This is a genomic window from Brevibacillus porteri (assembly GCF_003013475.1).
Taxonomy (GTDB): Bacteria; Bacillota; Bacilli; order Brevibacillales; family Brevibacillaceae; genus Brevibacillus; species Brevibacillus porteri.
In genome coordinates, this window is the sequence record NZ_PXZO01000038.1 from 1 (window position 1) to 12,550 (window position 12,550).

13 protein-coding genes are annotated in these 12,550 nt (G+C 48.2%); 12 read left to right on the top strand and 1 reads right to left on the bottom strand.

Annotation, left to right across the window (positions count from 1 at the left end; genetic code table 11):
* Positions 1-228 precede the first annotated feature (228 nt).
* The 3 genes from C7R92_RS18870 to C7R92_RS18880 are packed head-to-tail and all read left to right on the top strand — an operon-like array spanning position 229 to position 3,911.
* On the top strand, positions 229-1,461 hold the full coding sequence (locus tag C7R92_RS18870) for an MFS transporter (RefSeq protein ID WP_106835273.1): 1,233 nt from the start codon (positions 229-231) through the stop codon (positions 1,459-1,461).
* A gap of 25 nt (positions 1,462-1,486) precedes the next feature.
* Entirely contained in the window at positions 1,487-2,908 is a 1,422-nt protein-coding gene (locus C7R92_RS18875; protein WP_106835274.1) for a M20 family metallopeptidase, read from the top strand.
* 19 nt (positions 2,909-2,927) lie between these two features.
* Positions 2,928-3,911, top strand: coding sequence for a glutaminase (locus C7R92_RS18880; RefSeq protein WP_412679010.1), 984 nt, complete (start codon positions 2,928-2,930; stop codon positions 3,909-3,911).
* A 51-nt stretch (positions 3,912-3,962) separates the two neighbouring features.
* On the opposite strand, the gene C7R92_RS18885 is transcribed toward C7R92_RS18880, so the two are convergent.
* Entirely contained in the window at positions 3,963-4,295 is a 333-nt protein-coding gene (locus tag C7R92_RS18885) for a hypothetical protein (protein ID WP_106835276.1), read from the bottom strand.
* A gap of 124 nt (positions 4,296-4,419) precedes the next feature.
* Here C7R92_RS18885 and C7R92_RS18890 point away from each other — a divergent pair, with 124 nt between their 5' ends.
* The 9 genes from C7R92_RS18890 to C7R92_RS18930 all read left to right on the top strand — a co-directional run bounded on the left by C7R92_RS18890 (position 4,420) and on the right by C7R92_RS18930 (position 12,547).
* A complete protein-coding gene (locus tag C7R92_RS18890; protein ID WP_106835277.1) occupies positions 4,420-5,385 on the top strand; it encodes a PfkB family carbohydrate kinase in 966 nt (321 codons plus the stop codon).
* Between the two features lie 12 nt (positions 5,386-5,397).
* Positions 5,398-6,291: an AEC family transporter gene (locus C7R92_RS18895; protein ID WP_017251275.1), complete on the top strand. Its 894-nt coding sequence runs from the start codon at positions 5,398-5,400 to the stop codon at positions 6,289-6,291.
* Positions 6,292-6,320: 29 nt separating this feature from the next.
* Positions 6,321-7,097, top strand: coding sequence for a GNAT family N-acetyltransferase (locus C7R92_RS18900; RefSeq protein WP_106835278.1), 777 nt, complete (start codon positions 6,321-6,323; stop codon positions 7,095-7,097).
* Between the two features lie 134 nt (positions 7,098-7,231).
* Positions 7,232-8,215, top strand: a complete 984-nt coding sequence (locus C7R92_RS18905) for a helix-turn-helix transcriptional regulator (RefSeq protein ID WP_106835279.1) — start codon at positions 7,232-7,234, stop codon at positions 8,213-8,215.
* 115 nt (positions 8,216-8,330) lie between these two features.
* On the top strand, positions 8,331-8,609 hold the full coding sequence (locus C7R92_RS18910; protein ID WP_069848546.1) for a DUF2277 domain-containing protein: 279 nt from the start codon (positions 8,331-8,333) through the stop codon (positions 8,607-8,609).
* Between the two features lie 92 nt (positions 8,610-8,701).
* On the top strand, positions 8,702-8,938 hold the full coding sequence (locus C7R92_RS18915; RefSeq protein WP_106835280.1) for a hypothetical protein: 237 nt from the start codon (positions 8,702-8,704) through the stop codon (positions 8,936-8,938).
* Positions 8,939-9,073: 135 nt separating this feature from the next.
* Positions 9,074-9,403, top strand: coding sequence for a cupin domain-containing protein (locus C7R92_RS18920; protein WP_106835281.1), 330 nt, complete (start codon positions 9,074-9,076; stop codon positions 9,401-9,403).
* A 229-nt stretch (positions 9,404-9,632) separates the two neighbouring features.
* The gene (locus C7R92_RS18925; RefSeq protein WP_106835282.1) at positions 9,633-10,325 is read left to right on the top strand and encodes an FHA domain-containing protein; all 693 of its coding nucleotides are present in this window, start codon (positions 9,633-9,635) and stop codon (positions 10,323-10,325) included.
* A 170-nt stretch (positions 10,326-10,495) separates the two neighbouring features.
* Positions 10,496-12,547 (top strand): penicillin-binding transpeptidase domain-containing protein, encoded by a 2,052-nt coding sequence (locus tag C7R92_RS18930; protein ID WP_106835283.1) that lies wholly within the window; start codon positions 10,496-10,498, stop codon positions 12,545-12,547.
* The last annotated feature ends 3 nt before the right edge of the window (positions 12,548-12,550 follow it).

The window sequence follows — 12,550 nt, forward strand, 5'->3', positions numbered from 1 at the left end:
TCACTCCCTCCTACTCGATTTGCCGAGAAATCAAACTGTTAAAAAAAACCGTTGCCAATAGTCTCAACATTTCGTAGAGTATATATAACGACATGTCGTAATATATGCGGTAAATAAAGGAGCTGGACCATATTTGCGCGGATCGTCAGTCATCGAACGAGATGAATGCGCTTTCGCCAAAATGAAAGACTAGCTTAGTAATGCATCTAGAAGGAGGTATCCACACATATGGTATCAGCACGCACGAGAAACTGGATTTTAGCGCTACTCTTTTTGGGCTGGGCATTAGGGAACCTGGATCGATACGTCATGAACTATGCCATTTTGTCGATCACAGAAGACTTGCAGCTTAGTGCTTCATCCACGGGATTATTGCTCAGTAGTTTTTTTGCTGGCTATGCACTTATGCAAATGCCTGGAGGCTGGCTGGCAGACCGGTTTGGTTCCAGGAAAGTACTCATCGCATCCGTTGTCATGTGGTCTATTTTTACAGGATTGACCGGAGCTGCTTGGTCTTTGGCTTCGATGATTCTTATCCGCTTTCTGTTCGGGATTGGTGAAGGTGGCTTCCAACCAGCCAGCTCGAAGATTATCGCCACGATTTTTCCTGTAAAGGAACGCTCGCGAGCAATGTCTGTGATGCTCTCCTCTAGTGCCATTGTTGGGCTTTTCTCCCCGATTTTATCCGTTTGGATGATTCAAAATATGGGCTGGCGAACCATGTTCGTCGTCATTGGTGCAGTTGGTGCCGTGATTGCTTTCCTGTACTGGCGCCATATTAAACTTCCGCAAGATGAGTCTGCAACGAATACAATGAATGGCTCCGAGCAACCAAAAAGCTCCGTGTCCTTGTTATTAAAAACGCCTTTGCTATGGAGTCTGTTAATCGCTTACTTTAGCATTTATGCAGTAAACTGGGGTCTTGTAACCTGGATGCCGACTTACTTGAGCAAGGTACGCGGAATGGATATGATTTCGCTCGGCTGGCTGCAAACGATACCAGGCTTCGCTACGTTGGTCGGTATTTATGTGAGCGGCTATGTACTGGACAAGCTGCCAAAAGGTCGCGAAAAAATTATTGGAAGTCTCTCCTGTGTGGTAGTCGCAGTGCTCTTGTACTTCATGTTTACCGCTTCGAGCGTGACGATGTTTATTACGTACCAAGCAATTGTGTCGCTGTTCCTTTCCTTTGTGATCATTCTGTTGCCATCTGTTGTCCTGAAAAATCTTCCGGCTGCCGTAGCGGGAACAGGGATGGGCATCGTGAATACAGGTGGACAGCTAGCTGGCTTTATCACGCCAATGGCGATTGGTTTTATTGTAGAAGCGTTTAACGGTTCATTTGATGCAGCGTTCTGGATGCTGATCGGCTTCGCAGTCATTTGCATTGGCGCACTATTATCGTTGAACTATGAAAAAGGCGAGCTGTTGCAGCAAAACGCCGACAGTGCATCCGCCTGAACACTTAGAGAAAGGAGCGTATGAAATGAACAGAACCGAGATCATTTCTGCGTTAATTGAACAAAAAAGAGACGCATTTATTCGCGTTAGCGATAAAATTTGGGAAACACCAGAAATTTACTTCGAGGAGCATCGTTCTGCCGAGTACTTGTATCAAGCTTTGGCAGCAGAGGGCTTTGAAGTGGAGAAAGGAATCGCTGGACTGGGGACTGGCTTTGTTGCTAGCTGTGGAAGCGGCAAGCCCGTCGTGGCCATCTTGGGCGAGTACGATGCACTGGCAGGATTGAGTCAGAAAAAAGGCGCGATCAACCATGATCCGATTGTGACTGATGGTCATGGGCATGGATGTGGACATAATCTCTTAGGTGCCGGCGCGCTGGCAGCAGCGGTTGCCGTTAAAGATTACATGGAGAAAACAGGCTTAGCAGGAACGGTCCGTTATTTCGGGTGTCCAGCTGAAGAAGCTGGCTCTGGAAAAGCGTATTTGGCTAGGGCAGGCATGTTTGCTGACGTAGATTTTGCGCTCTCCTGGCATCCTGCAACAGCACCTAGCATCATGAACATCAGCTCGCTTGCGAATTACTCTGTTCGTTTTCAGTTCCACGGAAAAAGCGCACATGCAGCAGCAGCACCGCATTTGGGACGAAGTGCGTTGGATGCGGTTGAACTGATGAACGTAGGCGTCAACTATATGAGAGAGCATATGATTCCGGAAGCACGGGTTCACTACGCGATTACGAATACAGGCGGAATTTCGCCAAACGTCGTCCAGCCGTTTGCGGAGGTCGTGTACTTGATTCGCGCTCCGAAAAAGCAGCAAGTGAAGGAACTGTATGAAAGAGTTTACGACATCGCACGGGGAGCTGCCTTGATGACGGGAACCACCATGGAAGCGGTGTTTGAGGGGACAGCTTCTGATCTGGTGCCGAATACGGTATTGGCGAAGCTCATGCACAAAAATCTGGTTGAAATCGGCGTGCCTACGTACGATGAAGCAGATCAGCAATATGCCAAACAAATTCAGGCAACGTTAACATCCGAGGATATGAGGGCTTCGTTGTTCGGATTGGATCGTGAAACAGCGAAGCAACTGAAGGACAAAGCGATTGCGGATGTGATCGGGCCACTTTCTACGCACGAGTTTACGCTTGCTGGGTCTACGGACGTGGGAGATGTCAGCTGGCAGGTTCCGACAATGCAATGCATGACGACATGCTGGGCACTGGGAACGCCTTTCCATACGTGGCAGGTCGTCTCGCAGGGGGCTATGCCAATTGCACACAAAGGGATGCTGCAAGCAGGTAAAGTTATAGCTGCTACAGCGATCGAGGCGATGGAAAACCCGGCACTGATTGAACAGGCAAAAGCCGAATTGCAGGAACGTTTGGAAGGGGAAGAATACTTCTCGCTCATTCCGGACGATGTTCAACCACCTCAAAAAGCGTAAATCGAAGGTGAAAAGGAAGTTGGTTAGACAAGTGGCGCAGCAAACAAGAACGATCGAGACAGACTGCTTGGAACAATGGATCGAGCAATATCGCGGGGAGTCCAGTAAGGGCAAATGCGCTGCATATATCCCTGCTTTGAAAGAGGCTGACCCAACACAGCTAGGGATTTGTGTGATAGGACCAGATGGACAAATTAGCAGGGCTGGCAACTACGATGCTCCTTTCACCCTGCAAAGCATTTCCAAAGTCATCAGCTTCCTGGCAGCATGTAAGCACCACGGGATTGCAAATGTATTGGAGCAGGTGGATGTAGAGCCTACTGGAGACGCATTTGATTCGATGGTTCGGCTGGAAATGCACAAGCCAGGAAGGCCTTTTAATCCCATGATCAATGCAGGAGCCATTACGGTGTCTTCCTTGTTGCAGGGGAACGGAGTCCAGGAAAAATTTCGCTCCTTTCAAGACATGGTCGAGGGCATGACAGGACGCAAGCATCAGATCAACGAGGAAGTCTATCACTCGGAGTGGCAAACGGCCAACCGCAATCGCTCCCTCGCCTACTATCTCTCAGCTACTGGCTTTTTGGCCTGTCCGGTAGAGGATGCTTTGGACGTGTACATCCGGCAATGCTCACTCGAGGTAACGGCAGAGGACATCGCGAAAATTGGCTTGATCCTGGCGCATGATGGCTATGATCCGGTACGCAAGGAACAGCTTTTCGACAAAGAGAAGGCTCGCGTGACCAAAGCACTGATGGTTACATGTGGCATGTACAACGCTTCCGGCAATTTTGCTGCTTTTGTGGGTGTGCCAGCGAAAAGCGGTGTGTCAGGAGGCATTATGGCTGCCGTCCCTCCGCGTGGGCGTTCTGGCGAGCTGCCTTTTGCTGGCGGCTGTGGAATCGGTGTGTATGGCCCTGCTATTGACCAGTACGGAAACAGCGTAGCAGGGGTAGCGCTGCTCAAGCATATGGCAAGTGCGTGGGATTTGACGATCTATTAAAAAGAAATGGCTAGAGATCACAGAACATGTCTGGATCTTTAGCCATTTCTTTTACTTTCGTAATTGCTCTTTGATGAGTTGCTGTTCGTATTCTGTGGGATTCGAAATACTATTTTCAATAAAGAATTCAGCCTGGCTCTTTATGATGCTAATTTCTCTCTCTTCCTCTACAATCTTGATTCCATCTGGAGTAGTGAGGTGAGCAACTTCTGATAGATTTCCTTCTTTTTGAATATGATCTGATTGTAAATCAACGAGCACTGTCATCAGAAGTTTATCTTTATAGAAGATTCTTGCCGTCACCTGTTGTTTCTCCAAATCAACCAAAGGATAATCAGTTCTTATTCCAGTTGGTTCAAAAATGGTAAACCCAAAACTTTTCACAGCGAATCACCTCGTTTCTTGATTTTACCAAATGGCAGCATCAACATACAGTCACTGGCTTTCATTGGCAAAAAAAAGAACCTGTGACATACTGGAGCTATCACGGTCATCGGAGGAAATCAACATGGTAGATGTGGTTGCATGTGGCGAGTTATTGATTGATTTTACACCTGTACAGCAGAAGGAAAAGCCAGGCAGCGTTGCATTTGAGCAAAACCCTGGAGGAGCACCTGCCAATGTACTTGCCGCTCTGTCGCGCTTTGGGAAGCGGACTTCCTTTATCGGTGCGGTGGGAAACGATGTGTTTGGGCGGTTTTTACAACAGACCTTGAACCGACAGAATATTGGCACAGAAGGTCTCGTACTCACGGAGGAAGCGCCTACGACGTTGGCGTTTGTTCATCTCTATGAGACAGGCGATCGTTCTTTTCACTTTTACCGCAATCCGGGTGCAGACATGATGCTGCGGAAGGAAGACGTGAACAAGGAGCTGATTGCACAGGCAGCCATTTTTCATTTTGGTACGTTGTCCTTGACGCATGAGCCAGCCAGATCAGCAACCTGGAAAGCAGTCGAATACGCGAAAAAGCATCAGCGGCTCCTTTCATTTGACCCGAATATTCGAGCGTCCTTATGGGCTGATCTGGAGGAAGCGAAGGCTATGGCCCTCAAAGGCATGGCGCAGGCTGATATCGTCAAGCTTTCCGAGGAAGAGCTGGCTTTTCTCATGGGGAGCGAGGACGTCATGGAAGCGACAGCGTGGATGCTTGCGCAATATGATCTGCAAGCTGTTTTTGTCACGTTGGGGGAAAAGGGATGTTTTTACCGTACTCGAAATCACTTCGGTACAGTCGGTGGATTTCAAGTAACCGCGATCGATACGACTGGAGCGGGAGACGCGTTTGTGGGCGCGCTGCTCTATCAGCTTCTTGAGGAGGGGGAAAGTATGCTGGATATCCCACAAGCGACGTTAGAGGGCATGGTTCGCTTTGCTAATGCCGCAGGTGCGCTCACGACAACGAGATCAGGTGCCATTCCCGCCATGCCTTCGCTGTCTGAGGTCAAAAGCTTCATGGAAGCAGCACGGTAGGAGGGAAGAATCATGATATTTGTGGAGGTCATCCTGCCTGTCCTGCTCATTTTTCTTAGTGGCTATATTTTGCAGCGCATTTTCAAAATGGATTTGAAGCCGATCTCCTCCCTGGCGATTTACATCTTGTCGACGGCGCTCGTTTTTCGTACCTTTTACAAAACACAGCTCGACTTGCAATTATTTTATATCGTCGTGATTTCGCTGCTTCTGCTGGCTGCTCTCGTTGTGATCACGCAGCTGACGGCACGATTGTTCAAATACGACAAGCAACAGGAAAGCGCACTGATGCTCGCGACCGCCTTCATGAACAGTGGCAACTACGGGACGCCGATTATTTTGTTCGCTTTTGGAGAGGCTGGCTTTACGTATGCGGTGCAAATTATGGTTTTCCATTCGATCATGATGGGCGTATTCGGCGTGTATTTTGCCTCCCGAGGCGGGAATGGGATGGGGACGGCCGTCAAGGCGATCTTCAAGCAGCCATCCAATTACGCTGTGGTTCTCGCGATTTTGCTGCAACAGCTGCAAATCGTCATCCCGCAAAGCTACTACCAGGCGATTGATCTCGTTGCACAGGCGGCGATTCCAGTTGTGATGCTCATCTTGGGCATGCAGCTCGCCAATGTATCTACCAAAGCGCTAGAGTGGCAGGGACTCAGTGCTGCGAGTGTCATTCGGTTGGTGGCGTCACCGCTTTTGGCGTACCTCATCTGTCTGTTATTCCCGATTGATCCGCTGCTGCAAAAGGTGCTGGTCGTTCTGGCAGCCATGCCTTCTGCCGCAACTACTGCGATCTATGCGATCCAATTCAACATGCGTCCACAATTCGTCTCCAGCAGCGTGTTGGTTACGACGGTGATCAGTATAGGTACATTAACGTTTTTGCTGAACATTTTGCACTAGTCCTGACATAGACAAGGGAGGAAGAAAACATGAACAAGACAGAGGTATTGCGCCTTTTTGACAAAGAGATGAGAGTGGATATTACCTATCCGCCACTTCGACGGGAGGAGACAGAACACCTCGTTCGTCACGTTTCACCCACCTCGGATGATTCAGGAGTCGTCTTGTTTTCCAGGCTGTCTGAAGAAAATGCAGAGGTAGTTATCAAGCAGGAACTCGAATATTTCTCAAGTCTTCAGCAATCCTTTGAGTGGAAGCTGTTTGATTATGACCAACCGGCTAATTTGCTTGAGAGGCTGAAAGGCCATGGTTTTACAGTAGATGAGGAGGAAGCGACGCTTGTGTTGGAGGTGGCGCAGGCAGAGGAGTTACGAAGCCTTGTCATTCCGCCAGAGATACGGCAAATCACTGATTCGACAGGCATTGATGATATCATGCAGTTGAAGGAGCAGGTATGGGGCAGTGCGAATGAGGAGCTTGCTGCTAGATTAAAACGGGATTTGGCCGAAGATCCTGAGCACCTGCTCGTGTACGCTGCGTACAGTGGTGATCAGGCAGTGAGTGCTGCTTGGATGTACTTGCATGAGGATACGTCCTTTGGCAGTCTGTGGGGAGGCTCTACTTTGCCTGACTTCCGAAATAAAGGCTATTATACGGCTCTCGTGGCAGTGCGGGTACAAGCAGCACAGGAACGCGGGTATCCGCTTTTGATGGTGGATGCGAGTCCGATGAGCCGACCGATTCTGGAGAAAAAAGGCTTTGAATTTCTCGCCTATACTTATCCATGTTTTTTTGAGTATAAATAGTATCGTGGAAAAGAAAGCTACCCATTGCTCTGAGGGGCAGCTTTTGTAGTTGCAGATAGTCGCCTGTGTCACTATTATGAGAATAAGAATCATTTGCAAGATTATCCTACGTATGGTTAGGCAGGGAGAAGGTCATGGATCAAGCAACTGTACATTCCATATACGATAGCTATATTAATGCATTGCCCTCAACAAAAAGTGATCGCATTGTGTCCGAAGCGAATCGGTATACACTGACGAATAATGATGGCTACTTTCGGAGAGTGATTCCTCGACCGGGATTGGAGCTGGTCGAATCGAGCTATTCCCTTCAGGAAAACCGCGTCATGGATTTACAGTCGCAGGCAGCCATGGTGGAGCTCAGCTTTTGCTTGGAGGGGAGTGGGGAGTTCGTCGTTTCGGGAAGTCAGCACGAGTTTTTGCCTGGGAGTTGCTCCCTTCAATTGATGAACGACTTTCATGCGCATTTTATGTACCGGGCAGATGTTCCTCATCGATCTGTTGGCATAGGTATTTCCGTGGAGCAATTTAATGAATGGGTGGCGGAAAGCGATGAGGGAGCAGCGTATTCGTTTCAAGGACTGCTTGGCAATCAAGCCTATCGTCTGTTTCGGATGCCGTTGCAACCGAATATGGCTCGGATGCTCCAGCAGTTGAACGATTTTTCATCCTCCCATTTGAAGTTGCGGAGATTGCATACGGAAGGCAAGATTCTTGAGATTGTGTCGACGGCGCTGGATACGTTTTTGTTCGAGCGGGAAGAGAATCGACCGAGGTCACAGTTATCCCGGAGTGATCGGGAAAAGATTCACAACGCCCGTGACATTCTACTCGAAAATATGGAGTCTCCGCCTTCTCTGATTGAACTGGCGCGTATGGCACAGCTCAATGAATACAAGCTGAAGATCGGCTTCAAAGAAGAGTTCGGGACGAGTGTATTTGCCTATTTGCGGGAAAGGCGTTTGGAAAAAGCGCTTGGACTGCTGCTAGAGGGCAATCTGAATGTCAGTGAGGTTGCACTCATCGTAGGATTCTCCAACTTCAGTCATTTCTCCGAGGCGTTTCGCAAGCAGTATGGATGTAATCCTTCCGAAGTGAAGCGGGGGAGATTTGGCTAGTATTACAATCCGCCAAACCGTGAAATTCGTTATCCTCACTCCGTTTCCTCTCATCTAGGATTCATCGATCACGTATAGTAGAATGATACAAAAAAGGGAACAGAAGGTGTAAGCGATGTGCCGAAACATCAAAACCTTGTTCAACTTCGATCCACCGGCGACAGAAGATGAGATTGAAGCAGCAGCCCTGCAATTCGTGCGAAAGCTCTCGGGCTTCAACACGCCTTCGAAGGCAAATGAAGAGGCTTTTCACCGTGCGGTCCAAGAGGTCTCCGATGTTGCGAAAAATCTCTTGGATTCGCTGGTGACGAATGCAGAGCCACGCAATCGAGAAGTCGAAATCGAGCGTGCTCGCGCGAGAAACGCCAAACGGTTTGGCACGACAGAGTCGTGAGACGATAAAGACAAACAGTCTAATCTAGGGGCAGTCCATTAGGGCGACTGCCCATTTTTCTTATGCAGGAAAATCAATACGGGGGTGAGCCTATGGAGCGGTTACATGAGTTGAACGATTTGCTAAACAAATTGGAGGAGCGGCATATTTTTTATCGCTTGAGTAAAATTAGGAGCGAAAGCATCATGATCGAGGTAGCTGTCCCTGGTCAAAGATGGGAGATCGAGATGATGGAGGACGGTACGATAGAGATCGAAAAATTTATTAGTGACGGTGACATATACGACGAGAAGGAGTTGGATGTACTGTTTCGGGACTTCTCCGATTAATTTATGGCACTATCCTCTGTTCAGTCAGAAATTTCAGCATCTTATCATCTTCTTATGAGGTGATTTATCATTTCGCTACTATGTCTCTCTCCTGCAAATTATATTATCGTAGAGTGCAAAGGGGAGAGGATCATCATGGAGAAAGTGAACGTCGCACAACATCTATCACGCTTGCAAGATTCCTGGGGCTCTCTGGTTGTCGGAGAGATGGATGATACGTCTATTAAGCTAGAGAAGCTTCAAGGTGAGTATCCTTGGCAACAAAATGACCAGAAAGATGAACTGCTGTTTGTCGTCAAAGGCAGACTGCTGCTGATGTACCACGAGCGTAATATATGGGTGGAAGCCGGAGAGTTTATTGTTGTGCCAAAGGGAGTTTCCTACAAGCTGTTTATCCCGAATGGCGATTGTCATCTACTGGCGATTGAACCGAAAAAATTTGCTGCTCTCAAGCGCTGCTCCTAAGACGATCAACATAGAAAAATCGAGCGCTATTCGTTCTCGGATAGTGATGATATAGAGCTGTCAATCGACCGGTCACTTTCGTAGGCTGGACAATTGGTGGCTTTTTTGCTATTAATATATGTTCAAAAAGACAGCTTTTTGAACTTCGGCTCATAGAAAAAAGTGTTGACTTATGCGTAATTTACTATGTAATAAATACAGATAGCTCCAACTCTTTTCGAGGTGATGAATGTTGGACGACGGCATATATGTATTGATTAAAAAAGGAGACCCCGAGCAGCTTCAGAAGCGTCAGTTTCTACATAAGGAAGAGTGTACGATTGGGAGACGGGGCAATCAATTACAACCAGACATTGCTTTTTCCAGTCCGTATATTTCCAGAAGGCATGCAGTGATACGGAAAATCAATAACCAATATTCGATTTCTGATTTGCAAAGCAAGCATGGGACAGAAGTGAACGGAATGCCGATACAGCAAGCACCGCATTTTCTTTATCACGGTGATCATATTACGCTGGCTAAAGGCGTGGTAGAGATGATATTTTTCGCTGAGGGTAGCGAGATGGATGTGACGCGGGAGTTCTCATTTCCTTTGATGATTCCAAAAGAAACTACCGCCACTTCCGGCTTGGTCATCAATTTGGAACGCAGAGAAATTCGTCTCGATGGCGCGAGAATCCATTTGACCGGAAAAGATATGGACTTGCTCATGCTTCTGTACCAACGTGCGAATCAGGCGGTCAGCTATGATGAAATCATGGTACTCGTCTGGCCGGAGCGGTTGCTGAATGCGGAGAGCAGCGTCCCGGATGTTGGACGAGCCGAGATCAACGCTCTCGTTTATCGCTTGCGTAAGCGGCTGGGCAGATATGGCGAGAACGTCACCACGATCCCGCGCTTCGGTTACATGTGGGAAGAATAGTAAGCAGTACGACAGACACAGGATGAATTTCCTGTGTTTTTTTTGCATTTGATGTAACTGTCTGACACTTATCATCGTCCTATGAGAATAGTCTCATCTTGCCATCATCTTTTTTCCATATATTATGGTACCCGACTGTAATATCGTGTGGTAGGGAAGGTGAACGACTAGTGAAAAAGACATGGATAGTATTTTGGACGGTTTTTGTCATTGTTCTTTCAGGGTTTTTCTATCTTTTCTGGGACTTTTGGAAGGACACCACGCAGTCGGATGGAGAGAGGGCAAAGGCAGCATTCACCGCGTATACGACAAAGTGGGGAGAACAGAAATTCTCTGACATGTACGAGCAGCTTTCTTTACATACAAAAAAGACCATTAGTAAAGATGAATTCGTTTCGCGTTACCAAAACATTTACGGTGGAATCGAGGCTAAAGCGATTGCTGTCGAGCCGATGTACAATGGCGACGTCATCCTAGGGGAGGATGGGCAGATCAATTTTCATTACCGGCTGACGATGGAAACGTTCATTGAACCGATTTCCTTTACAGGGAAAGCAACGCTTGTCAAAGAAACGCAGAATGACTTGGAGGACTGGTACATTCATTGGAATCCTTCTTTTATTCTTCCAGAAATGAAAGAAGGGGACAAAGTAAGAGCCAATACGGTGTATCCCAAACGAGGTGAAATCACGGATCGGGCAGGGCGTCCATTGGCAACAGAGCGTGTCGTGGTAGATATCGGGATAAATCCGGGAGAATGGAGCCAGGCTTCCCAGACCGGGAAAATGGAAGTCAGCAAGCTTTTGCACATTCCGTTGGATGACCTCACCTCGAAGGTCCAAGCTACGACAAGCAAGTCGACCAAGTTTATCCGGATCACCACGCTGCCGCAGGACGATGCACGGATTAAGCAATTAGAAAAAACAGAAGGGCTCCAATTGCACAAAAAGAAAGTTCGCTACTATCCTTATCAGGACGCGACTGCCCATCTGGTTGGCTATGTAGGAGCGATCAGTCAGGAAGAGTACGAGAAGCGAAAGGATCAGGGCTATAAAACGTCCGATGTGATTGGCAAATCAGGACTGGAACAGATTTTTGAGGAGGAGCTAAGAGGGAGTGCAGGTGGTCGTATCGTCATTACGGATGCAGATGGTACGGAAAAAAAGACCGTGGCGGAACGCTTCGCCAAGCAAGGACAGCCACTGGCATTAACCATAGATGCTGAAGTACAAAAGACGATTTACCAGGAACTGAAAAACGAAGCAGGCACGGCTGCGGCCATCTCACCAAAGACTGGGGAAATACTGGCCCTCGTCAATTCTCCGTCCTTTGATCCGAATGCGTTTGTGCTTGGTATGTCGGCAACAGAGTGGAAGCAAATGAATGACAACCCGCAAAAGCCGCTTCTCAATCGATTCGCGCGCGGGTTTGCGCCGGGCTCCACCTTCAAGCCGATCACGGCAGCGATTGGCCTTGCGTCAAAAGCGATTACCCCTACGGACAGTATCCACGTCCGTGGACTGCATTGGCAAAAGGATGCGTCCTGGGGTGGATACGAGGTAACGCGGGTCAGCGATTACGGGGGACCTGTCAATTTGGAAAAAGCATTGGTGTACTCCGACAATATTTATTTTGCGAAAGCGGCGCTCTCCATGGGGGAGGAGCCATTCGTGAAAAAGAGCGAGTTGTTTGGGTTCCATGAAGCTCTCCCGATTCCATATCCACTGGACAAATCGAAGCTGTATAACGACAGTTTCAAAAACGAGATTCAATTGGCAGACTCCGGTTACGGTCAGGGCGAGGTAACGATGACGCCGCTACACCTTGCGTTGGTGTACAGTGCTTTTGCAAATGACGGAAATATCATTTATCCATCACTGTTGCAGGAAGACAAAAAAGGCGGGTATTGGAAGACGAATGTCATACCTTCTGATGTGGCGAGCACGGTGAAGCAGCATTTGATACAGGTTATGGAAGACCCGCGCGGCACCGGACGAGGAGCACGGGTGCCTGGTATTCGCATGGCGGGCAAGACTGGAACAGCTGAGCTGAAACAGAAAAAGGGCGAGATCGGGTTGGAAAACGGATGGTACGCCGTTTTTAATGTAGATGATCCGCGTTTGCTGGTTACCATGATGATCGAAGATGTCCGTGGTCGGGGTGGCAGTCATGTACTCGATGCACGTATCAAACGAATTTTCACGAAGGTACTGAAAGAGTAGGGA

Coding starts and splice junctions, on each gene's coding strand:
- C7R92_RS18875 (WP_106835274.1), top strand. CDS start 1,487: ATGAACAGAACCGAGATCATTTCTGCGTTAATTGAACAAAAAAGAGAC.
- C7R92_RS18900 (WP_106835278.1), top strand. CDS start 6,321: ATGAACAAGACAGAGGTATTGCGCCTTTTTGACAAAGAGATGAGAGTG.
- C7R92_RS18905 (WP_106835279.1), top strand. CDS start 7,232: ATGGATCAAGCAACTGTACATTCCATATACGATAGCTATATTAATGCA.
- C7R92_RS18895 (WP_017251275.1), top strand. CDS start 5,398: ATGATATTTGTGGAGGTCATCCTGCCTGTCCTGCTCATTTTTCTTAGT.
- C7R92_RS18910 (WP_069848546.1), top strand. CDS start 8,331: ATGTGCCGAAACATCAAAACCTTGTTCAACTTCGATCCACCGGCGACA.
- C7R92_RS18920 (WP_106835281.1), top strand. CDS start 9,074: ATGGAGAAAGTGAACGTCGCACAACATCTATCACGCTTGCAAGATTCC.
- C7R92_RS18925 (WP_106835282.1), top strand. CDS start 9,633: ATGTTGGACGACGGCATATATGTATTGATTAAAAAAGGAGACCCCGAG.
- C7R92_RS18870 (WP_106835273.1), top strand. CDS start 229: ATGGTATCAGCACGCACGAGAAACTGGATTTTAGCGCTACTCTTTTTG.
- C7R92_RS18915 (WP_106835280.1), top strand. CDS start 8,702: ATGGAGCGGTTACATGAGTTGAACGATTTGCTAAACAAATTGGAGGAG.
- C7R92_RS18890 (WP_106835277.1), top strand. CDS start 4,420: ATGGTAGATGTGGTTGCATGTGGCGAGTTATTGATTGATTTTACACCT.